The 22,542-nt window shown below is 58.6% G+C and carries 20 protein-coding genes; all 20 read left to right on the forward strand.

Going from position 1 to position 22,542, the window contains the following annotated elements; translation table 11 throughout:
• The first annotated feature begins 2 nt into the window (after nucleotides 1-2).
• The 20 genes from BW958_RS08165 (at nucleotide 3) to cyoA (ending at nucleotide 22,541) form a co-directional block, all read left to right on the forward strand.
• Complete coding sequence (locus BW958_RS08165) at nucleotides 3-1,502, forward strand: undecaprenyl-phosphate glucose phosphotransferase (RefSeq protein WP_218641747.1); 1,500 nt, start codon at nucleotides 3-5, stop codon at nucleotides 1,500-1,502.
• 13 nt (nucleotides 1,503-1,515) lie between these two features.
• On the forward strand, nucleotides 1,516-2,436 hold the full coding sequence (locus BW958_RS08170) for an EpsD family peptidyl-prolyl cis-trans isomerase (RefSeq protein ID WP_076575243.1): 921 nt from the start codon (nucleotides 1,516-1,518) through the stop codon (nucleotides 2,434-2,436).
• Nucleotides 2,433-3,215, forward strand: coding sequence for an SLBB domain-containing protein (locus BW958_RS08175; protein ID WP_083687275.1), 783 nt, complete (start codon nucleotides 2,433-2,435; stop codon nucleotides 3,213-3,215). Before BW958_RS08170 ends, BW958_RS08175 begins: the two co-directional genes overlap by 4 nt.
• 12 nt (nucleotides 3,216-3,227) lie before the next feature.
• Nucleotides 3,228-4,604: a GNVR domain-containing protein gene (locus BW958_RS08180; protein WP_076575244.1), complete on the forward strand. Its 1,377-nt coding sequence runs from the start codon at nucleotides 3,228-3,230 to the stop codon at nucleotides 4,602-4,604.
• The gene (locus BW958_RS08185; RefSeq protein WP_083687276.1) at nucleotides 4,601-5,470 is read left to right on the forward strand and encodes a cyclic di-GMP-binding domain-containing protein, MshE-related; all 870 of its coding nucleotides are present in this window, start codon (nucleotides 4,601-4,603) and stop codon (nucleotides 5,468-5,470) included. Before BW958_RS08180 ends, BW958_RS08185 begins: the two co-directional genes overlap by 4 nt.
• A 4-nt stretch (nucleotides 5,471-5,474) precedes the next feature.
• Nucleotides 5,475-6,332 (forward strand): exosortase, encoded by an 858-nt coding sequence (gene xrt, locus BW958_RS08190; RefSeq protein ID WP_179078830.1) that lies wholly within the window; start codon nucleotides 5,475-5,477, stop codon nucleotides 6,330-6,332.
• Nucleotides 6,329-7,048, forward strand: a complete 720-nt coding sequence (gene epsI, locus BW958_RS08195) for an exosortase-associated protein EpsI, B-type (protein ID WP_083687278.1) — start codon at nucleotides 6,329-6,331, stop codon at nucleotides 7,046-7,048. The genes xrt and epsI overlap by 4 nt, the downstream gene beginning before the upstream one ends.
• Nucleotides 7,045-8,301: a hypothetical protein gene (locus BW958_RS08200; protein ID WP_076575245.1), complete on the forward strand. Its 1,257-nt coding sequence runs from the start codon at nucleotides 7,045-7,047 to the stop codon at nucleotides 8,299-8,301. Before epsI ends, BW958_RS08200 begins: the two co-directional genes overlap by 4 nt.
• The gene (locus BW958_RS08205; RefSeq protein WP_143233052.1) at nucleotides 8,298-9,425 is read left to right on the forward strand and encodes a glycosyltransferase family 4 protein; all 1,128 of its coding nucleotides are present in this window, start codon (nucleotides 8,298-8,300) and stop codon (nucleotides 9,423-9,425) included. The genes BW958_RS08200 and BW958_RS08205 overlap by 4 nt, the downstream gene beginning before the upstream one ends.
• 2 nt (nucleotides 9,426-9,427) lie before the next feature.
• Nucleotides 9,428-10,435 (forward strand): glycoside hydrolase family 5 protein, encoded by a 1,008-nt coding sequence (locus BW958_RS08210; RefSeq protein ID WP_076575246.1) that lies wholly within the window; start codon nucleotides 9,428-9,430, stop codon nucleotides 10,433-10,435.
• A 5-nt stretch (nucleotides 10,436-10,440) separates the two neighbouring features.
• Nucleotides 10,441-11,181: a WecB/TagA/CpsF family glycosyltransferase gene (locus BW958_RS08215; RefSeq protein WP_179078831.1), complete on the forward strand. Its 741-nt coding sequence runs from the start codon at nucleotides 10,441-10,443 to the stop codon at nucleotides 11,179-11,181.
• Nucleotides 11,182-11,212: 31 nt separating this feature from the next.
• Nucleotides 11,213-13,423 carry a GumK N-terminal domain-containing glycosyltransferase gene (locus BW958_RS08220; protein WP_076575248.1) on the forward strand — a complete coding sequence of 737 codons (2,211 nt, stop codon included), beginning with the start codon at nucleotides 11,213-11,215 and terminating at the stop codon, nucleotides 13,421-13,423.
• The gene (locus BW958_RS08225) at nucleotides 13,420-14,379 is read left to right on the forward strand and encodes a glycosyltransferase family 2 protein (RefSeq protein ID WP_076575249.1); all 960 of its coding nucleotides are present in this window, start codon (nucleotides 13,420-13,422) and stop codon (nucleotides 14,377-14,379) included. Before BW958_RS08220 ends, BW958_RS08225 begins: the two co-directional genes overlap by 4 nt.
• A gap of 49 nt (nucleotides 14,380-14,428) precedes the next feature.
• Nucleotides 14,429-15,238, forward strand: coding sequence for a glycosyltransferase family 2 protein (locus BW958_RS08230; RefSeq protein WP_076575250.1), 810 nt, complete (start codon nucleotides 14,429-14,431; stop codon nucleotides 15,236-15,238).
• A gap of 40 nt (nucleotides 15,239-15,278) precedes the next feature.
• Nucleotides 15,279-16,754 carry an oligosaccharide flippase family protein gene (locus BW958_RS08235; protein WP_256701936.1) on the forward strand — a complete coding sequence of 492 codons (1,476 nt, stop codon included), beginning with the start codon at nucleotides 15,279-15,281 and terminating at the stop codon, nucleotides 16,752-16,754.
• 60 nt (nucleotides 16,755-16,814) lie between these two features.
• Entirely contained in the window at nucleotides 16,815-18,224 is a 1,410-nt protein-coding gene (locus BW958_RS08240) for a mannose-1-phosphate guanylyltransferase/mannose-6-phosphate isomerase (protein WP_076575252.1), read from the forward strand.
• Nucleotides 18,225-18,242: 18 nt separating this feature from the next.
• Entirely contained in the window at nucleotides 18,243-19,625 is a 1,383-nt protein-coding gene (locus BW958_RS08245; RefSeq protein WP_076575253.1) for a phosphohexomutase domain-containing protein, read from the forward strand.
• Between the two features lie 137 nt (nucleotides 19,626-19,762).
• Entirely contained in the window at nucleotides 19,763-20,734 is a 972-nt protein-coding gene (locus BW958_RS08250; RefSeq protein WP_076575254.1) for a nucleoside hydrolase, read from the forward strand.
• Nucleotides 20,735-20,781: 47 nt separating this feature from the next.
• A complete protein-coding gene (locus BW958_RS08255; RefSeq protein WP_076575255.1) occupies nucleotides 20,782-21,141 on the forward strand; it encodes a DUF805 domain-containing protein in 360 nt (119 codons plus the stop codon).
• A 365-nt stretch (nucleotides 21,142-21,506) separates the two neighbouring features.
• Entirely contained in the window at nucleotides 21,507-22,541 is a 1,035-nt protein-coding gene (gene cyoA, locus BW958_RS08260; RefSeq protein ID WP_076575256.1) for a cytochrome o ubiquinol oxidase subunit II, read from the forward strand.
• Nucleotide 22,542: the final 1 nt, after the last annotated feature.

The raw sequence follows: 22,542 nt of genomic DNA on the forward strand, positions 1-22,542 counted from the left end.
GGATGAGTGACGTAATGGCAGAGCTGACGCACAAGCAGGATGTGCGTCCCGGTGCAAATGCTGCCTCCCGTGAGGACGAGCGGGTTTTCTACCCCTCGCTTGATAGCCTGCATAGTGAACTGGAGCGGATTTCGCCGCTGGTGACCCTGTTTAAATCGGTCATCGATCCGGTGCTGGTAGTGGTGACGCTGTACGGACTGCATTTCATGTTTGATGTGGTCTTTGGCGGGACCGAACTGGTGCTGGCGGCGCTCGCCTTTATGCTGACCATGATGGTGATGGACGGCTCGGTGCTGCTGGTGCCGACCCCCGGGCTAGTGTGGTGGGGCATTACTCGTTTTGTACTGGGCTGGTGCTTCGTGGTGCTGACGTTGGGGCTTATCAGCTATCTGGCCTCTTGGGATCTCTATTTCTATCCGCCTTACATCCTGACCTGGATCGTGGTCGCCCCACTGGCACAATTGCTGGTGCACGGGCTGGTCATCGGGGTGATGGGCACTATCACAACGCACTCCCGGCGCCGTGTTGCCATTGTCGGTGCCAATGATGCCGGGCTGGCGCTGCGCGATCGCATTCGTGCCAACAACTATCTCAATATGGAGTTTGTCGGCTTCTTTGATGACCGTGACATCACGCGGCTGCGTGAAGATCGCATGTCAGACAAAGAGATCCTAGCCCGTCTCGAAGAGATGACCGGGATTATCCAACGTGAAGGGATCAACCAGGTATTTATCTCGTTACCCATGTCATCGCAGCCACGGGTGATGAGCCTGCTCGACAGCCTGCAAGACAGCACAGTCTCCATCTATTTTGTGCCCGATTACTTTGTGTTCGACATGATTCAGGGGCATGTGGACAACGTGGCCGGCATTCCGGTGGTGTGTGTCTGTGACTCCCCCTTTACCGGGCTCAAGGGCGTGGTGAAACGCTGGGAAGATGTGGTGCTGACCTTGTGCATTTTGGCGTTGATTTGGCCCATCATGCTGGTGACGGCGGTTGCGGTGAAGATGACCTCACCAGGCCCGGTGATTTTCAAGCAACGCCGCTATGGCATGGATGGCAAAAGCATTCAGGTCTACAAGTTCCGCTCCATGACGGTCATGGAGGACGGCGACAAGGTGACGCAGGCCCGTCAGGGCGATCAGCGTCTCACTCCTATTGGTGCGTTTTTGCGCAAGACCTCGCTCGACGAGTTGCCGCAGTTCATCAATGTGCTGGAAGGCAAGATGAGCATTGTCGGTCCGCGCCCCCACGCCAACACCCACAACGAGTATTACCGCAAGCTCATCAAGGGCTACATGATTCGCCACAAGGTGCGGCCGGGAATTACCGGCTGGGCCCAGGTGAACGGTTGCCGGGGTGAGACAGACACGCTCGACAAAATGGAGCGGCGCATCGATTTCGACCTGGCTTACCTACGCCACTGGTCGCTGTGGATGGACCTGCGCATCGTATTGATGACCGCTTACCAGACGATTCGCCCGAAAGGGAATGCTTACTGAGGACGGGGTAACGATGAAGCCCGATTATCGCAATGCCCGAAAAGCGCTGCTCTGCGCCGCTGTATTGCTGGCGCTTGGCGGTTGTGGTGAAGAGAAAAAACCGGCGGCAAGCCAAGTGCTGGCACGGGTCAATGGTAAAGAGGTGACGGTGCTGCAACTGAACTACCTGTTGTCGCAGCGCCCCGGGGATGAGCTGCGTGCCGACAGCGAGAAGCAGAAGGTGCTCGACGATCTGGTGCAGCAGGAGATGCTGGTGCAAAAGGCCCAGAACGACAAGCTCGACCGTGATCCCATGGTGGTACAGGCGCTCGAGTTTGCCCGCCGTCAGGTGCTGGCTCAGGCCGTGCTGCAGCGGGCTCTGGGCAATGGCAAGAGCGCCGCACCGACCGAGGATGAAGTCAGTGGCTACTACCAGCAGCACGCCGATGCGTTTCGTGAGCGCAGAAAGTATGTCATGACCACCTTCCTCATTCCCGAGCAGGAGATGGATGACCAGGCATTGCAGGAGTTTGGCAAGGTCAAAAATGAGCGCGATGCCGACATCTGGTTTGCCCAGCGCGGCATTCATCTGCAGAAGCAGCGCATCATGCTGACCAGCGACAAGGTGCCCGAGCGCCTTGGCCAGCAGATGCAGAAGATGAAGCCGGGGGATGTGCTGGCGGACAAGAGCGATGGCCAGCGTCTGCTGATGATGATGATCGCCAGTGAGAATGCCGCGCTGACCCTTGATGAGGCGCAAGAGGAGATCAGTCAGCAGCTCTATAAGGCGCACCGCAAAGAGCTGCTGGATCAGCAGCTCGCCTCTTTGCGTAAAGAATCAACAATCGAATATCTCAAGCGTTTCGCCTCTGAGCCAGTTGCAACAACGGCCAAGGTGGAGGGTGACAAAGCCGGCAACGCCTCGCTGGCATCGGGTTTGAAGGGGTTGCAATGATGCGTGCATGGTTACGGTGGTGCTGCGTTCTGGTCTGCGTTGGCATGCTGATGCCGCTGCAGGCCGCTGAAAAAAATGGTGCTCGGTTGGGAGCCGGTGATGTGGTGCGGGTGAGCGTCTATGGCAACCCGGATCTCTCGCTGGAAGCCGAGATCGCCAGCAACGGCAAACTCAATGTGCCGCTGCTCGGCGATGTGGCGTTGGCCGGCCTTGGCTTTGACGAGGCAGAGCAGCTGCTTGCTAACAAGTGGCAGGCAGCCGGCGTGCTGCAAAAGCCACACGTGAACATTCTGATCGTCGAGTCGCGCAGCCAGATGGTGTCGGTCTGGGGTGAGGTGAATCGCCCGGGGCAATACCCGCTACGCGTCGATACACCGTTATCCGCCATGCTGGCGCAGGCTGGTGGCGTGAGTGCCGGCGGTGCCCAGCGCGTTGAGCTGCTGCGCCATGGCAAAACCACCGAGATTGATCTGGCCAAGCTGGCCAGTGGGCAGCAGCAAGACTTGCTGCTCGAGCCGGGCGACCAGCTGCACGTCAAGCGTCAGGCGATGGTGTATGTCTATGGCGAAGTGGCTCGCCCTGGTAGCTATCCGCTGACCGAGGGGATGACCGTGATGCAATCCATCGTCGTGGCCGGTGGTTTCTCATCGCGGGCCGATGAGGATGACATTGTGCTGCAGCAGCCGGGCAGCAAGGGCGAGATGGAAGAGAAAAGCGTCCATCCCGGCGATCCGGTCAGTGCCGATGCGGTGATCCGCGTCGGCGAAAGCTGGTTCTAGGAGTACAGAGTCATGATGACGGTCAAACAGTTTCTCGCAGTCATGCTGGCCCGCAAGCGTCTGGTGCTGGTCATCACGCTGCTGGTGCTACTGCTGGTGGGGGTAGTGACACTCCTACTGCCCAAGCGCTATGTCAGTGAGGCGGTCATCTCGGTGGACGGCGGGGCGGATCCTGCCTCTCTGACCCTGCTTAACGGCAGCATGGTTCAGCAGAATTATCTGGGCACCCAGATCGCGATCATCTCCAGCCATACCACGGCACTGCAGGTGGTGCGTTCCCTCAAGATGGCCTCCTTGCCACAGGCGCAGCAAAACTTTGCCGCCTCCGGTGCGGCTGGCGATATCGAAGATTGGTTGGCCACCGGCCTGTTGCGTGGTCTGGAAGTCGAAGTGGGCAAGGACAGCAGCGTGATTACTGTGCGCTATAAAGCCGTGTCCCCTGAGTTTGCTTCAACCATTGCCAATGCCTTTGTCGATGCCTATCGGCGGGTGGTGATCTCGACCAAGAGCGGTAAGGCGCTGCAGAGCGAGTCGTTTTTCAAAGATCAAATGGTCTCGCTGCAGCGTGAGTTGGAAAACCGCCAGTCCGAGCTCTCGGTCTATCAGCAGCAACACGGCGTGCTGGCTAGCAGCGAACGGGTGGATATGGAGAACCAACGGCTGATGGAGCTCACCGCCGAGGTGACCCGGGCGCAGACTGATTACATCGCCGCTTCTTCGCTGTTGGCCGGGGCCCGTACCAATGCCACCAACAATCCGCTGGTGGCCCAACTCACCCTGTCGCTCGCCGACCTGCAAAAGCAGCGCAGCATGTTGCTGGCCAAGGCCGGGAGTCAGCATCCGCTCTATCAGCAGTTGACGGCGCAGATTGCTGAAACCCAGCGTCAGCTGGCCCAGCAACAGAATCATGTCATCGAGCAGACGCAGCAGACCGTGACGGCGATGGACAGTCGCCTCAAGGCGCAGCAAGAGGAGTTGGCCCAGCAGAAGCAGCGTGTGTTGCAGTTAAAAGATCAGCAAACCCAGCTCGATATTTTGCAACGCGGGGTTGATAACGCCCAGCGCAACTATGACCTGGTTATGCAGAAGTGGTCAGAGTCGGCCATCCAGTCGAACGCCAGTTTTACCAATATCACTGTGCTGCAACGGGCGCAGACCCCGACCCAGCCTATTTTTCCCAAGCCATTGTTCAACATGGTTTTTGGGTTGCTTCTGGGGGTGGCTACCGGAGCGTTTGTCAGCTTCCTGGCCGAAATGCGTCGTCGTCGCCTGCGCTGTGATGATGACATTATTCATACCCTTGGATTGCCGGTGCTGGTCACGTTACAAGGTGAGGCACTGCCGGCACCGCAACGCCTGTCATTGGGCTGGCGGGGAGGTCAATCATGATGCCGATTTCATCGCAGGACATGCTCACCGAAGAGGTGCTGCCACCGCGGGTTGGGGAGTTGCTGGTCGATGCCGGCAAGTTAACCGATATCCAGCTCGGTCAGATCCTCAAGTATCAACACGAGCATGCTTGCCGCTTTGGCGAAGCGGCTCAGGCGCTGGGCCTGCTGAGCGAGGAAGATCTCAATGCCGTGCTGGCCCAGCAGTTTGCATTTAGCTATCTGGATGGCACTGACACCCATCTGAGCCCGCGTCTGTATATGGCCTTTGCTGACCAGCTGATGGAGAAGGAGAAGATCAAGGCGCTGCGCAGTCAGCTGCAGCTCTCCTGGCTCTCGCAAGGTCACCACAGCCTGCTGGTCGGTGGCGTGGACGGGCAGGAGGAGCGGGCGGTGCTGGCCGGAAATCTGGCCATCGCTTTTAGCCAGTTGGGACTGCGTACCCTGCTGGTGGATGCCAATCTGCGTGGTAGTTCATTGCCTGCCTTGCTCGGTGGCGAGCATCGTATCGGCCTTTCCGATCTGCTTGCGGGTCGCTGCAAAGCCAGTCAGGTGATCTCGGCACTGAGTGGCTTGGAAGATCTCTATTTTCTGCCCAGTGGTACCCGGGCGCCCAACCCGCAGGAGCTGTTGTCCCGCAAGCGGATGCAGGTGTTGGTACAAGAGCTGGCACACCAGTTTGACGTGGTCATCTACCATGCGCCGGATCAGAACGAATGGTATGACGCGCAAATTCTCGCCTCGCTGGTCGGTGGGGTGATCTTGCAAGCGCGCCGCAACCGCACACCGATGCCAGCGCTGGCTGACATGGTGGCCCGGCTGCGGTTTATTCAGGTTCGCGTACTGGGCTGCGTCTATGTCGAGTAGCGTCATGACGTTACGTAAATGGCCCTTTTCGCTGCACCTGTCATTGGCGCTGCTGGCTCTGACCTGCCTGTATGGCCCCCTGTTTAACGGCCTCTACTTTGCCGATCCGCAAAGTGTGGGGGGCAGCACTGCCGCATTACTGCTGATGGTGGCGCTCGGTCTGTTTGTCTATCAACTGCTGCAGTGCGAGCCTTCGACCAGACCTGACCGGCTGGTGGGGGGCTTGGCACTGCTGCTTGGTGCGCTGCTCTATCTGCTGGGCGATATGTTGCAGCTGCCGATGTTCTCGGTCTCTTCACTGATTGTGATGCTGGCGGCCTTGATCCTGCTCTATTTCGGGCGAGCCAAATTGCGCCCGTTTTTGCTGCCGCTGGCGCTGCTACTGTTTGTGATCCCGCTGCCCTTTATGCTGACCGACGTGATTGTGCAGCCGCTCAAGCTGCTGGTCTCCCACGTCACCGAAACCCTGCTCTATCTGCTCGGCTATCCGGTGGCGCGCCAAGGGGTGGTGTTGATTCTGGGCCCCTATCAACTTCTGGTGGCCGATGCCTGCTCCGGTATCAACTCCCTGTTTAGCCTTGAGGCCATCGCGCTGCTCTACCTGCATGTGGTCAAGCGGGAGGGCGGTGCGCGCAAGCTAGTCATCGCGTTACTGATCGTGCCGATTTCCATTACCGCCAATGTGCTGCGGGTGCTGTTTATTGCCTTGCTCACCTATCACGAGGGCAATGATATCGCCCAGAGCTTTGTTCATGAGCTCTCGGGGTTGTTCCTGTTTGTGGTGGCGCTGATGCTGATCATTACCCTTGATGGGCTGCTTGACCGGTTGGCTGGTCGCAGCCGCACGGAGGTGCGGGGATGATGGCGTTGCTGCGCGAATACCGGGAAACGGCGCATCTGCGTTCAACCCTGCTGGTGTTGGTGGTGGTGGCCGTTACCCTGCTGCTTGGGCGTGGTTGGCTGGAGCAGCGCCAGCTGATGGCTGATAAACATGAGCAGACCATCGACCTTGAGCAGCAAATCCCGACCCAGTTTGGTGCCTGGAAGTTGGCTCCGGCTATCGGTGTGGTGGAGATTTCCGCCGAAGCCAAGGCCGCGTTAGCGGGGCTTTACGAGCAGCAAATTTCCCGTATCTATCAGCACAGCAGTGGTGCCCGGGTCATGCTTTCACTGGTCTATGGGCGCGATCAATCCAACGATCTGTCCCAGGCTCACCGCCCGGAAATCTGCTACACAGCGCAGGGGTTCGACGTCAGTGACGCTCGTGAAACCCGCCTTAACGTCCCTGGTCATTCACTGCCGGTCACGCGCTTATTCACCCGCCAGGGTAACCGCATTGAGCCGCTCACCTACTGGATGGTGATCGGTGACAACGTGGTGCGTCCCGGTCTGGACAGAAAGCTGACCCAGTTTGTCTATGCCTTTGAGCGGGTGATCCCCGATGGCGTGCTGATGCGCTTGTCGAGTCTGGATGAGGATCGGGAGCGGGCTTATCAATGGCAGGATCACTTTGCCGCTGACTTGTTCGCTGCGCTTGATCCGGCAACACGGCAACTGTTGGCCGGGACGGCGCCATGATTGGTTCGCTCTCTAGCAGTCCGTTTCGTGCCAGCATGGCGTCGGCCATGACCCAACCTGCCGTTCCGCCTGTACTGATCCTGCTGTTGGTGCTCGCCTCCGTGCTCTATCAGGCCGGTTTGTGCCTGGTGAACACCCTGCTGTTTCCCATCAACCAGACCTTGGTCATGCTGGTGGAAGGTGGCATCTATGGCCTGATCGTGCTGCTGGTTTATCGCCGCATTCCGGCCCCCATGGCGGGCTTGATGCTGCTGGTGCTGGTGAACCTGTTCTTACTCACCTTGCTGCGCGGCAACATGGATGCCAAATCGGTGCGCGATCTGCTGATCATCTTGCTGTTCTTCTGGTTTGGGCTCAGCTATGGCACGCCGGATCTGATCGACAGATTGCTGAAGGTGGTACTGATCATTGCTGTGGTGCAGGGCATGTTTGAGTGGCTGGCGCTCGACTGGTACATCAAGCTGTTTCACACCTTCTCTTACTTCATGAACCAAAGTGGCATTGGCAGCAACGGTGGCGCCATCTTCTCGGGTCAGGCCCTGACACTCAACGGGTTTCGTCCCGATGGCATCGGTCGCACCATCCTGCCCTGGCTATTCGGATCGCACCGCATCTCGTCGATCTTTCTTGAACCCATTTCGCTGGGTAACTTTTCGGTCATCGTGCTGATTTGGGCGCTGTGCCGCGGCGGCAGTGTGCGCACATCACTGTGCTTTGCCGCCGGGGTCATGATGCTGGTGGCCATGGCCGATTCACGCTTTGCCCTGATGATGTCACTGCTGGTTATCTTCTCGCGCATGTTGCCGCTGCGCTGGCTGGCCAGTTACGCCTTTTTGCCCTGGTGCGCCATCGCTGCGCTGGTGTTTTACAGCAATCTGGTGGGCAATGCTGACTTGGGTGACTCCTTTATGGGACGGCTGCTCACCTCGGGGCGGGTACTCTCCAACTTTGGTCTGCGCGATTTCTTTGGTGCCCCGGCCTACATGCTCAACTTCGGCGACATGGGCTACGCCTACATGCTCACCCGCTTTGGTCTCATCTTCGCGCTGATCGCCTGGACCATGCTCTGGCTGGTGCCGATGGCCACCCCGGGCGCCATCCGTTTTCGCGCACTGGCATCACTCTATATCAGCATGATCCTCTGCATCAGCGGCAGCTCGCTGTTTGCGCTCAAATCAGCCGGTGTGCTCTGGTTCATCATGGGCACGCTGGCCGCCGTATCCCCTGCCAAAGAGGAGACTCCCGCAACATGACCATCAAGGTGTATCACGTGGTCCGTCAGTATCATCCGTCGGTGGGCGGGCTGGAGGATGTGGTCTACAACATTGCCCGTCATCAGTTGGCCGATGGCACCCAGCAGCCGACCATTATCACCCTGAACCGGTTGTTCAATGGGGATACCAGCGAGCTGCCGGCCGAAGAGTGGCTCGATGGCATTCGGGTGATCCGGCTCTCCTATCGTGGCTCGAGCCGTTATCCCATCTGCCCCGCTGTGCTGCGCGCCATTCGCGATGCCGACATTGTGCATGTACACGGCGTCGACTTTTTCTACGACTTTCTGGCCTGGACCCGTTGGCTGCATGCCAAGCCAATTGTGGCCGCCTCGCACGGCATCTATTTCCACACCCCGTTTGCCAGTCGCCTCAAGCGCGTGTTCTTTCAGACCGTCACGCGCGCCTCCTCCTGGTTTTATGAGCGGATTTACGCCACCAGTGAGAATGATGGCCGCCTGTTTGGCCGCATCTGTGATGGCCAAAAAGTGGAGGTGATCGAAAACGGGGTGGATGTGGATAAATTCCGCCTGACTCGCAGCGAGGCTCCGGCGCCGCGCATCATCTACTTCGGTCGCTGGTCACAAAACAAGGGGCTTGAGCAAACCATCGCGCTGTTTGCCCGTTTGCATCAGGTTGCGCCGCAGTGGCGGCTGGTGATTGCCGGGCGCGAGTATGATCACGACCGCCACTCGTTGGCGGCATTGATTGCCCGTGCCGGTCTGGATCAGGTGGTTGAACTTTGCCCCAATCCTGACAACGCCACCTTGCGCGATCAGATTGCCCGTGCCGGTTATTTTATCTGCCGCTCCCGTCACGAAGGGTTTGGCCTTGCTGCCATTGAGGCAATGAGTGCCGGGCTCTATCCGCTGCTCAGTCCCATTCCACCGTTTGCCAAGATCGTTAATGCCAGTGGCATGGGATTGCTGCTCGAAGAGGACGATGCCGCCAATGTCGGCCAACTGCTGGCGCTGCACGAGATCCTTGATGAGCGGGTGGGTGAGCAACTGGCGGCGGCCGTGCAGCACTTCTCCTGGCAGTTTGTATCGAATCGCTATATCGACGAGTACCGCAACGTGGCGCTCCATCACGGAATGGGAGTGTAACCATGCGCCTTGTCTGGATGTGGTTGTGGTTGGTTTGCTCGTTGGTACAGGCAGATTGCCTTTCGGGCGCAGCGCTGCGCGGTGTCAATGTGGCCGGCGCCGAGTTCAAGAGCAAGGCGCTGCCGGGGGTGGCTAACAAGGATTACATCTACCCTTCCGAGGGTTATCTGGACAGCTATGTCAAAGCCGGCGCCAACCTGATTCGGTTGCCTGTGCTCTGGGAGCGGCTACAACCTGTGCCGATGGGCGATCTTGCCGCCAGCCAGGTCAATCCGCTATTGCGATTGGCCCGTTATGCCGAGCAGCGCAATATCTGCCTGCTGGTGGACCTGCACAACTACGGCAAGTTTCGTGGTGTGCCACTGCCAGAGTCCGAACAGGGCGATGCCATCTTGATGGATCTATGGCGGCGCATGGCCACGCTGCTTAAACCCTATAGCCGGGTGGTGGCGCTTGGGCTGATGAATGAACCCTCGGCGCTGGAGCGTCCGCGCTGGGCGAGCCTTGCACAAAAAACCGTGGACCGGCTACGCGCTGACGGATCCGAGCATCTGATTCTGGTCTCCGGTGGCGGCTGGAGTGGGGCCCACAGCTGGTTTAGCGGCTCTCCCAGCAACGCCGACCTGTTTGCCGGGTTTCACGATCCCAAGGGGCGCAGTGTAATTGAGCTGCATCAATACGCTGATCGTGATGGTTCGGGCACCCACTGGGAGTGCATGGGCGCCGATCAGATGAATGCCATTTTGGCCCGGGTGAGTCAGTGGGGGCGCGAGCAGCATCAATCCCTGCTGCTGGGCGAGTTTGGCGTGGCCGACAGCCCCGAGTGTCTGAGTCTGCTCGATAGCATGCTCGGACAGCTGACCGGTGCTCCCTGGCGCGGCTGGAGCTATTGGGCCGCCGGCAGCTGGTGGGGCAACTATCCCTTCTCGATTCATCCCAAACAGGGTCAGATTCGTCCGCAGATGCGGGTGTTGCAGACCCATTTCACCGCCACGGCTAACAAGGAGTGATGGCCATGACGTCTGAAAAAAACATTCTTGGTTTTCATCTGTTTAACGGCTCTGCGCCGGAGCTGATAGCCCTGCTTAGTGACAAGGTGCGCGCGTTTCCTAATCGGGTCAGCCTGTTTTATGGCAACAGCAATTTGTTCAACCACTGTCACCGGGATGTGGCGAGTTTTAGCCGGCCCGAGGTGGTGATGGCCAATGACGGGATTGCGCTTGATGTCGCCGCGCGTCTGCTAACCGGCTCGCCCTTTGCCGCCAATCTTAACGGCACCGATTTTACGCCGCGCCTTATGCGTGAAAGCGCGCTGTTTCGTCGGGCGTTTCTGCTCGGTGGTCAGCCCGGAGTAGCCAGCCGTGCGGCGATCACCTTGATGGGGCAGGGGATTGAGGTAGTCGGTGAGGCCAACGGCTTTGCCGACATGAGCGATGAGGCAGCCCTGATTGAGCGGATCAACCAGAGTCAGCCAGACATCCTGCTGGTGGCGCTGGGCAATCCGGCTCAGGAGTACTGGATCTTGCGTCATCGCGAGCAGCTGGCGGTGCCGCTGGTGGTCGGGGTGGGCGCCCTGCTCGATTTTCTCTCCGGTCGGGTGAGCCGGGCACCGAACTGGGTGCAGGCTGTCCGCTGTGAATGGCTCTATCGATTGGCGCTTGAGCCGCGTCGTTTACTGCGTCGCTACACCCTGGATATGGGACGTTTCTTTCTGTTGTGCCTGATGTCGTTACGCCATGCTGGCGGGCGGGTCTAAGAGCGCTGTTGGTTGGCCGAGGTGAGTTGCGATGAATGTCCTGTTCCTGACTGCCCATGATTTTCGAACCCCCCGCAAGGTGTCGCTGCACTTTATTGCCGAGCGACTGGCGGCGGCGGGGAATCCGGTGCGATTTTTCTCCCTGCGCTACTCCTGGTTATCGACGCGCCGCCCGGATGGTCGCCATTGCATTGCCGAGCACGCAAACCGCGAGGAGCAGGTCAACGGCGTAGACTGCTTTTTGTGGAAAACGCTGCTGCATCCGTTTAACACCCGCATTCCCCTGCTGCGTCGGGTTGAAGGATGGTTGTACGATCTCTATGTCGCACTCGCCCCACGTCTGCTGCGGCGCTGGATGAGTGAGGCGGATGTGATTGTGCTGGAAAGCGGCATCGCGCCGGTTTTTTACGATCTGGCGCAGCGACTCAATCCACGCTCACGCATCATCTATGTGGCGGCCGATGAGCTGGATGCCATCGATGTAGCCTGGCATGTGAAACGCACCCTCTGGCGCATCTCGCCACGCCTCGATTATGCCGTGGTTAACTCGCCGCGCATGGTGCGGGATTTTGCCCCCGGCACCCGGCGTTACTTTGTCCCCCACGGCATCGATAGCGAAACGGCCCAGCTTGGCGATCCCAGCCCCTATCAGGGCGGGTGTAATGTGGTGTCGGTGGGCTCCATGTTGTTTGATGGCAACTTCTTTACCCAGGCGGCGACGGCGTACCCTGAGGTGACGTTCCATGTGATTGGTTGTGGCCAACCTCGCCCCAGCGAGTGGCCTGCCAACGTGTGCCATTACGATGAAATGCCCTTTACCCAGACGCTGGCCTACATCAAGCACGCCGACGCGGGGGTGGCCCCCTATCTGCCGACGCAGATCCCGGCCTCGCTGGCGGACACCTCCATGAAGCTGCAGCAATATGCGTTCTTTGGTGTTCCGGCAATTTGCCCACAGCAGGTGGTGGGTGGCTATGCTCACCGTTTTGGCTATCAGGCTGATGATCCGGCCAGTATCAAGGTAGCTGTCGGGCAAGCGCTGGCTGCGGGGCATCACAGTGGCTTGCCGGTGCTGAATTGGCAGCAGATCACTGACCGGTATTTCAATCCCTCGGCATTTGCCGATACCGAGCTGCCGGCGGTGCCGGCGCGACCAGACAGTCATGCCTACTTCTTTGTGGAAACCCAGTTCGACAATCTGGGGGATGCGCTGCTCAATCGTGAGTTGATCCGGCTGATGTCGCAGCACGCCGACGTGACGCTGGGGCTCTCCAAGGTGCCCGATCATTTTATCGATATGTTGGGGCGCTCGTTCCTGGACGGCTTTGCGCAAGATCGCACTCATGGTCGCAGCCGTTTTCTGCTTGGCATCGCCTGGCGGCGAATCCTCGGTGAGCAGAGTTATCTGTTCTTGTCGCCGGGTGGCTGGATTGGCGATCTCGATGGGCGCCTTAATCTACGCAGTTGGCTGCATACCGGGCTCTACTACCTGTTGGCCGGGCTGGGAGTGCGTATTTGCCAACTGGGCGTCTCGTATGAAGATCTGGGTCCCAAGCTCAAGTTGCAGCTTAAGGCTCGCTCGGCGGCCATGTTCCGCCATCTGGTGCGCGATACCTTGAGTGAACAGACGCTGGCCACTTTATCGGTGCGCAGTGACGGCCGCGCCCCGGATCTGGCGTTTAACGCTTTTCTGGCCGAGGCGCCCGTGAGCGTGGATGGCATTACCTTCTCGTTTCGTAGCGATCAATACCCTGAGCAGGGCGAAGAGGCCCGCTTGGTGGTCGAGCGGATCTTGGCACTGCTTGGCACCGAGCAGCCGGTCTATTTCGTCTATCAGGTTGAAAAGGATCGAGCCATCAACGAGCAACTGGCGAGCTGGGTGCGCGAGCGCATTGGTATTCCCTGTCAGGCCGATGATGGCTGCCAGCGTATCGCCGATACCCAGGCGCTCTATCGTCGCTCGGCCCGGGTGGTTTCCAACCGGCTGCACTCCCTGCTGTTGGCTGGCAGTGTCGGCAACCGCATGCTGGCTGCTCCAATAGGTGTCCACAACAAGAAGATTACTGCCCTGTTTCAGGATATCGGGCTCGGTGCCTGCGTATGCTCTGCCGCCAGAGTGGCGAATTTAAGTCGGGACGAGTTGCTGACCATGGCGGCCAGTGCGCCTGCATTGGGTGAGCAAAAAGCGCAGCTGGAGCGGCAGGTTGCCGATCTGTTTGCGCTGCATCAGGAGGGGCGATGATCGAGATCTCCGTCATTGTGGCGGCCTGGAATGCCGCCGCCACCCTCGAGCGCTGTATCGCCAGCATCGCGGCGCAGCAGGGCGTCGATGGACTCGAGATAATCGTGGTCAACGACTGCTCGACCGATAACACCGCTGCGGTGATCGCTAGGTTGCAGCAGCGTTATCCCAATCTGATTGGCCTCACCACGGCTCAAAACGGCGGGCCATCGGCGGCTCGCAATCTGGGCCTGCGCCGTGCCAGCGGCGAGTGGATTGCCGTGGTGGACGGAGATGATGCGCTGCAACCCGGCCGGTTGGCCCGCATGCTCGAACATGCTCGCAGCGAGCGGCTCGATATCTGTTTTGACAATCTGGCGATGCGCCAAGATGCGGCGCCCGATACGGTCACGGCGCTGTTGGTGCCCGCCGATGTTGCCGCTGATTTGGCCGGTATCTGGAGTCTGGAGCTGTATGCTGCCTACAACATGCCTTATGTGAGTCGCACTCTGCTGGGTTTTCTCAAGCCGCTGATGAACAAGGCGTTTTTGGATAAGCATCGACTCGGCTATCGCGATGAGCTGCGTAACAGCGAGGATTTTATTCTGATCACTGAGTGCCTGCTGCGCGGTGCGCGCATCAGCTATCTCGATGAGCCCCTTTACGACTACTTCATCTATGGCAACTCGCTGTCGGGGCGGTTCAATGCCGAGGCGCATCGCCTGTTGATGGCCGCAGAGCAGCAGTTGTTGGCGCAGCCGATGCTGGATGGGCAGCGTGAGGCGCTGGCGCGCCACCTGCAATCCTTGCAGCAGGCCGAGCAGAGTAACCGGCTGTTTCTGGCCATTCGTGAGAAAAAGATGATGGAGTTTGTGCAGTTGCTATGGCTTTACCGCCAGCATGCTGCTGTGCACCTGCGCCGTATTGCCCACTCGGTGGCGGCGCGATTAAGCAAGAGCACCCGCCGCGGCAGGTAACCTGCTGTTACCAAGGGATCGTGTTGTTGTCTGACAGTGGAGGGTCACCATGCAAAATATCATCACGTTTATTATCCCGGTGCGGCATCCGGACAATGCCAGAGACTGGGGCAAGCAGAAGCGTAATCTGACGGCGACGGTTCGTTCGATTGCCAATCAGAGCGAACCCGGCTGGCGGGCCGTGATCGTGGCCAACCATGGTTCGGATCTCCCAGATCTTCCTGCCGGGTTTGAGGTCAAATGGGTCGATTTCCCGCCTAATCGCTGCTACGAGAAGGATCGCCATGATCTGGCCAAGGTCAACGAAGCGGTACGCCTAGATAAAGGGCGGCGCATTTTGGCCGGTCTGCTGCATGCCCGCAGTGACATGGGATATGCCATGGTGGTCGATGACGATGACTTTATCAGCCGCGACCTGACCGCCTACATTCGTCAGCATTCGGGAACCTTCGGCTGGTTCGTCAAAGATGGTTATGTCTGGACGGATGGCGGCCATTGGTTGTTTTTGCACGACGATTTTTCCAACCTGTGTGGCTCGTCCCATATTATTCGCAGCGACCTGCTCGATTTGCCACAGAGCCTTGAGAGTGCCAGCGAGGAGTACATCAAGAATGTGCTAGGTAGCCATCTCTACATTCACGGTCTGCTCTCCGAGCGCGGCACGCCCCTCGCGCCACTGCCGTTTCCGGGGGCGGTCTATCGGGCTGCCAGTGCCGAATCCCACAGCCAGTCGAGCGGCATCCTGCGCCACTTTTTCTTCAAACGCAGTGTGCTGGCCAATCCCCTGCTGCTACTGCGCCGCCTGACCCGGGTGCGCAGCAAGTCGATGGCGATGGAACGGCAATTTTTTGGCGGTTGAGTGACCGCCGAAACAGCTCAAGGACCGAACTGTGAGTGATATGTCTCTGCCTCTTGGTAAACGCGCGGCCTCCGGCATTCTCTGGACCACCTTTCTCAGCATTGGTGGTCGGCTGGCGACCCTGTTGTCACAACTGCTGCTTGCTCATCTTCTGGTGCCGGCCGATTTTGGTGTGCTTGGTCTGGCTTACACCATTACCAGCTTTTTTGACATCATCGCCAACTTTGGCATTGAGCGGGTATTTTTGCAGCGTCACAAAGGGATGCGGCTGTGGACCACTCAGGTCTTTGTGCTGAGTCTGGGGTTGGCACTGGTCGCCGCCATCTTGATGTGTATCGCGGCGCCGCTGGGTGCGGAGTACTACAACAACGAGCGGATCGTTCCGCTTATCTGGATCATTGCGCTGGCCATGCCGTTTACTGCCATGGCGGTGGTGCCTCAGGCCAAACTCAAGTCGGATCTGCGTTTTCGTTTTCTGGCGCTCTATACCTCGGCAGAGCTGTTGGCAGGGCAGATGGCCATGGTGCTGTTTGCCTGGCTGGGACTGGGCACCTACAGCTTTGTGCTGGCCGTACCGCTATTGGCCATGATCCGCCTGGCGGTCTATTGGCGGGTTTCCCCTCTGCCGCTGCGCCCACTTCGGGTGTCTCGCGGTTGGTGGCGAGTTCTGCGCCGTGGCAGCAATGTATTTAGCATCACGGTGCTGACGACCTGTATCGGGCAGGGGAGTTACATCATGCTGGGCGGGCTGGCGAGCGCTACGGTGGTGGGCTTTTACTATTTTGCCTATCGGTTGGTGGCGCAACCCATGATGTTGCTGGCATCCAATTTTACCAATGTGCTGCGCCCGGCCCTGATCTCGATGAATGGTGAAGCCGAGCGGCAAAAACGGGCGGCGCTCAAAACGGCCGAGATGTTGGGCCTTATCACTGTCCCTATCTGCTATTTGCAGGCGGCGGTGGCCGAGCCCGGTCTGCATCTGCTGTTTGGGGATCGCTGGAGCGACTCGGTGTTGCTGCTGCAGGCGCTTAGCATCGGGCTGCCATTTGATGCCATCTCATGGGCGGCGGGCTGTTATCTTGATGCCCGTGGGCAATATGGCCGCTCACTGCGTTATCAACTGATGACTGCGCCACTGTTTGTGATTGCCGTCTATCTTGGTGCGACCCAGGGTGGCGCGCTGGGTACGGCGCTGGGAGTCAGTCTCTATTACATGGTGCACTCCCTGTTTATTACCAGCGTGGTGTTTACCCGGGAAGGCATTGCGCTGAAAAGTGCGCTGCTCTGTTTTGCCTTTCCTGCCAGCTTCGGGCTGCTTGCTTTTGGTGGCGCCTATTGGCTGGCATGCTGGGTGCATGGTTTGGTCCAGAGCGATATGCTGAACATTGCGATCGTGACGCTGGTTGGGTTGCTCAGCTATCTCTGGCTGGTCAGAACATTTCGAGCCGAGCTCTACCTGGATATTGTCAGCAAACTGCCGCTGCATAAACTGGGACTCTCGCGAAGCAAGGTATAACAAAGACGGCCCGTATTGTGCGCGGGCCCGACAATAGAACACGCTGTTTGAGGAGTGCGGATGACAATTTTACCCATAGTAATGGCCGGCGGTTCCGGCTCGCGGCTCTGGCCCCTGTCGCGTGGTGCCTACCCCAAACAGTTTCTGCGTCTTTGCAGCGAACAGACCATGTTGCAGGAGACCCTGCTGCGTTTAAGCGATCTTCCCTGTCAGCCGCCGCTGGTGATCTGCAACGAAGATCACCGCTTTATGGTGGCCGAGCAGTTGCGGGAGCTGGGCCAGCTAGCTGGCAATATCATCCTCGAACCGATGGGGCGCAATACCGCGCCGGCCATTGCGCTGGCGGCTCTGGAGGCGACGGCACAAGGGGAGGACCCACTGCTGCTGGTGCTGGCGGCGGATCATGTGATTCGTAACCAGAGCGCCTTTAGCGCCGCGGTCAATCGTGCGCTGCCCTATGCACAGAGCGGCTCGCTGGTCACCTTTGGCATCGTCGCCAATGCCCCCGAAACCGGCTATGGCTATATCCGTCGTGGCGAAGCATTGGGGGAAGGGGCGTTCAGGGTGGCGAGTTTTGTTGAAAAGCCGGATTTGGCCACCGCCACCGCCTATCTCGAAAGCGGCGAATACGACTGGAACAGCGGCATGTTTTTGATGCGTGCCAGCGACTATCTGGGGGAGCTGGGCCGCTTTGCGCCTGAGATCCTCAATGCCTGCCGCACCGCCATTGGCCAGCCGTGTCATGACATGGACTTTATCCGCATCGGCCGTGACGCCTTTGCGGCCTGTCCGAGCGATTCCATCGACTATGCGGTGATGGAGCGTACTGAGCGCGCCGTGGTGGTGCCCATGGATGCCGGTTGGTGCGATGTCGGCTCCTGGTCATCCCTGTGGGAGATCAGTGACAAGGACACCCAAGGCAACGTCGGGCGCGGTGATGTGATGCTGCACGAATCCGATCGCAACTATGTGTATGCCGACGGTGGGCTGGTCAGTCTGGTCGGTGTTAACGATCTGGTGGTGATCCAGACCAAGGATGCCGTGCTGGTAGCGCACCGGGATCGGGTGCAAGAGGTCAAGCAGGTGGTCGATCGCCTCAAGCGAACCGGTCGCAGCGAATACCACGAGCATCGTGAACTCTATCGGCCGTGGGGCAAGCTCGACACCATCGACAAGGGCGAGCGCTATCAGGTCAAACACATCACGGTCAAACCGGGCGAAAAGCTCTCGCTGCAGATGCACCACCACCGGGCCGAGCACTGGGTTGTGGTGGCGGGCACTGCGCGGGTGACGCTCGGGGAAGAGGTGCGGCTGCTCAGTGAAAACGAGTCTGTCTATATTCCCGTCGGCACCATTCACTCGTTGGAGAACCCCGGCAAGATCCCGCTCGATCTTATCGAAGTGCGCTCGGGCTCTTATCTCAAGGAAGATGACATTATTCGTTTCGAGGATCGCTACGGCCGCGGCTGAAGCGAGGAGGAGGTTAGCATGGTCAGAGAGATGAGCTGTTTTAAGGCTTATGACATTCGCGGCAAGCTGGGTGAAGAGTTAGATGAAGAGGTGGCCTATCGCATTGGCCGCGCCTATGCCCAGTTGCTGACGCCGCGCTGTGTGGTGGTCGGCGGCGATGTGCGCCACAGCAGCGAAGCGCTGAAAAATGCGCTAGCCCGCGGCTTGATGGAGGGCGGCAGTGATGTGCTCGATATCGGGCTCTCCGGCACCGAAGAGATCTATTTTGCCACCTTCCACCTCGGGCTCGATGGCGGTATAGAAGTAACCGCCAGTCACAATCCGATCAACTACAACGGCATGAAACTGGTGCGTGAGCAGTCGCGCCCGATCAGCGGTGACAGCGGTCTGGATGATATTCGGCAGTTGGCCGCCAGTGGCGAGTTTGCTGCCGCGCCGCGCTTGGGCACCTGTCGTCAAATCAGTGTGCTCGATGCTTATGTGGATCATCTGCTCGGTTACATCGAGCCGGCCAGGCTGACCCCGCTGTCGGTGGTGATCAACAGCGGGAATGGTGCGGCGGGTCATGTGATTGATGCCATCGAGCAGCGCTTTATGGCGGCCGGTGTGCCGGTCACCTTCCACAAGATCCTCAATGAGCCCGATGGCAGCTTTCCGCACGGTATTCCCAATCCGCTGCTGCCCGAGTGCCGCGACATGACCCGCGATGCGGTGCTGCGGACCGGCGCCGATCTGGGTATCGCGTTTGACGGGGATTTTGACCGCTGCTTCCTGTTTGATGAGACGGGTCAGTTTATCGAGGGGTACTACATCGTCGGTCTGCTGGCCGAGGCGTTTTTGCACAAAAATCCGGGGGCGCGCATCATCCACGATCCGCGCCTGTGCTGGAATACCGAGGCGGTTGTGCGCCAGGGGGGCGGGTTGCCGGTGCTCTCCAAGACCGGTCACGCCTTTATCAAGGAGCGGATGCGCGCCGAAGATGCGGTCTATGGCGGCGAGATGAGTGCTCATCACTATTTTCGCGATTTTGCTTACTGTGACAGCGGCATGATCCCCTGGCTGCTGGTTATCGAATTGATTGCCCTGCGCCGGCAATCCCTCGGTAGCATGCTGGCCGAGCAGATGGCGGCGTTTCCGGCCTCTGGCGAGATCAACCGTCGGCTGGATGATGCCAAAGCCGCCATGGCCCGCGTCGAAGCGGCGTATGCGGCGCAGGCTGCTTTGGTCGATCGCACCGATGGGCTCTCCATGAGCTTTGCCAACTGGCGCTTTAATCTGCGCTGCTCCAATACCGAGCCGCTGCTGCGTCTGAACGTGGAATCGCGCGCCGATGTCGCCTTGATGCAGGAGAAGACCCGCGAGCTGTTGGCGTTGATTGAAACGGTGGGTGAGCCTGCCTGACGAAGCGACTGTACAGGGTTGCCCCCACTACACGGGGCCACCTCGTTAGGTGCAGCAGGATGTGAGGTGGCTCCAGACAAGTGAACAGGCAGGCAGTACACTGTCGGCTTTGTTGTCACTGGAACGCCGTTATCACCATGACTGAAAAGATCATTCTGGACACCGATCCCGGCATCGATGATGCCATGGCCATTCTGTTTGCCGAAGCCAGCCCAGCCATCGAGCTGCTTGGCATCACCACCGTGTTTGGTAATGCCACCATCGAAGATGGCACCCGCAACGCCCTCTGGATTAAAGAGCGTTTTGGCATGCAGGCGATCATTGCTAAAGGCGCCGATCGCCCGCTGCGGCGTCCGCCAGTGGGGGCGACCACCGTCGTGCATGGTGAGCATGGTCTGGGTGATGTGACCGCCGGTGAGGCGCAAGGTAGCGCCGACCCGCGACCGGCCTGGCAGTTTATCGTTGATTCGGTCAAGGCTGCGCCCGGTGAGATCACGCTGGTAACCATCGGCCCGCTCACCAATCTGGCTTTGGCCCTTGAGCAGGCACCGGAGATCACCGGTCTGGTCAAACAGGTGGTGGTGATGGGCGGCGCGTTTGGCGTCAACGGCCATCGCGGTAACGTGACCCCTTATGCCGAGGCCAATATTCACGATGACCCGGAGGCGGCCGACCAGGTGTTCACCGCCGACTGGCCTGTGGTCATTATCGGTCTGGACGTGACCCAGCAGAGCGTGTTCAGCGGCGCTTACCTCGACGCCCTGCGCGATGATGCCGGTGAGGTCGGTCAGTTTCTGTGGGATGTCAGCCGTTTCTATCTGCGCTTCTACTCGGCTCGAATTGGCATGGATGGCTGCCATGTGCATGATCCGTCGGCCATTGCTTATGTCATCAACCCGGCGCTGTTTACCTTGCGCGAAGGGGCGGTGCGGGTGGTGACCGACGGCCCGGCCATTGGCCACACCCTGCAAAAATTTGATGGACGACGTCATCCCCATGACGGTTGGGAGGCTTATCGCGCCCAGCAGGTCGGGGTGGCGGTAGATGATACGGCGCTGTTGGCACTCTATCGCCAGACCCTGATCGACTGGGCCGGCAAGCGGGTGTAATGTGACGGGAATAGCTAGCTAACGTCTTCTTTATTCTGAGGAATATTATGCAGTGGTATCTCTCTGTACTGAGACAGTATGCACTGTTTCGTGGCCGGGCTCAGCGCAAGGAATACTGGATGTTTGTGCTGTGCAACCTGATTGTGACCCTAGTATTGGGGCTGGTCGGCTCTCTGTTGGGAGTCAAAGAGACGCTGGTCAATCTTTACTCGCTGGCGGTGTTGTTGCCGAGTCTGGCGGTCGGGGTGCGCCGTTTGCACGATACCAACCGCACTGGCTGGTGGATCTTGATCAACCTGATCCCGGTGCTGGGACTATTGTTGTTTATCTACTTCATGGTCTGCGACGGTGATCGCGGTCTTAACCGCTTTGGCGACGATCCCAAGGCACTCTCTTCCCTGCGCTAATATCCTCTGCGGGGCCGCCAACCAGCGGCTCCGCCAGTTATTCCTGCCTGTTTTCCCGCTCGATGCCATGGCGTAATGTGCCACTCAAATACGCCTTATCCCTCGATATCCTGATCGCTCTGCCGGAAAGAAAAGAACAAAAAACAGCCATCTTGCACAAAGTACGAACAATAGTCATATTTTTAACGTGGTCATAACGAAAACCACAGGAATTATCAGTGTTTACCCCTCACTGGGTAAACAAAAGGAACAAAATGGTGATAACATAGCGATTAATTTTTCAAGTTGTTTACAAATGATCCGCCTTCACTAAAATGGCGTACTTTTTGTGACAACGTAAGCCTTGCGCTAGATGAGGAAGCTGCATGAGACCTTGTGCGTATAAAAGGAGTTGGGGCATTGGATGCCTGCTCATAGCTGCCAGCTTGCTGAGTGGCTGTGACATGGTTCTGATGAGCCCCAAGGGTCAGATTGGTCTGGAACAGAAGTCACTGATATTGACCGCGTTGGGGCTAATGCTCATCGTCGTCATTCCGGTCATTATCATGGCCGTGGTGTTTGCGCGTAAATATCGCGCGTCCAATACCAGTGCCACCTATTTACCAAATTGGGCCCACTCGACCAAGATTGAAGCCGTGGTGTGGACGGTGCCGATCATCATTATCGTGATTCTCGCCGCCATTACCTGGAAGACGTCGCACGAACTTGACCCATACAAGCCGCTCGAATCCAACGTCAAACCGGTCAAGGTTGATGTTATTTCCCTCGATTGGAAGTGGTTGTTCGTTTATCCGGAATTGGGCATCGCATCGGTTAATGAATTGGCATTCCCGGCCAATACCCCGATCAATTTCCGCATCACCTCCGACACAGTGATGAACTCCTTCTTCATTCCGCAACTGGGTGGTCAGATTTATGCCATGACCGGCATGCAGACCAAGCTGCACCTGATTGCCGATGAGCCGGGCCAATACAAGGGGATCTCTGCCAGTTACAGCGGCAAAGGATTCTCCGGCATGAAGTTCACCGCGATTGCGACCGCCGATCAGGCTGGCTTTGATGCCTGGGTTGCCAAGGTTAAGGCCTCCGGCAAGACGCTCGACAACATGGATCAATTTGCCGTGCTGGCCAAGCCGACCGAGTACCATCCGGTTGAGTATTACGGTCATGCCGATCCCGAGCTGTTTGCCAAGATCATCAACAAGTTCATGGGTCATAGCATGCCCATGCAGCATGGCGAGCAAAAGCCGATGCAGCATGAAGGGGCAGAGGCTGGGGCCGGTCAGATGGACCACGCTGCGCACATGAACATGGAGCATACCGGTGAAATGGGCCAGATGGACCACTCCGGGCACATGCAGATGGATGACCAAGCGGTCAACGCTGAAGCCGAGGAATAAC

Origin of the sequence: Aeromonas sp. RU39B (assembly GCF_900156095.1) — a bacterium.
Taxonomy (GTDB): Bacteria; Pseudomonadota; Gammaproteobacteria; order Enterobacterales; family Aeromonadaceae; genus Aeromonas.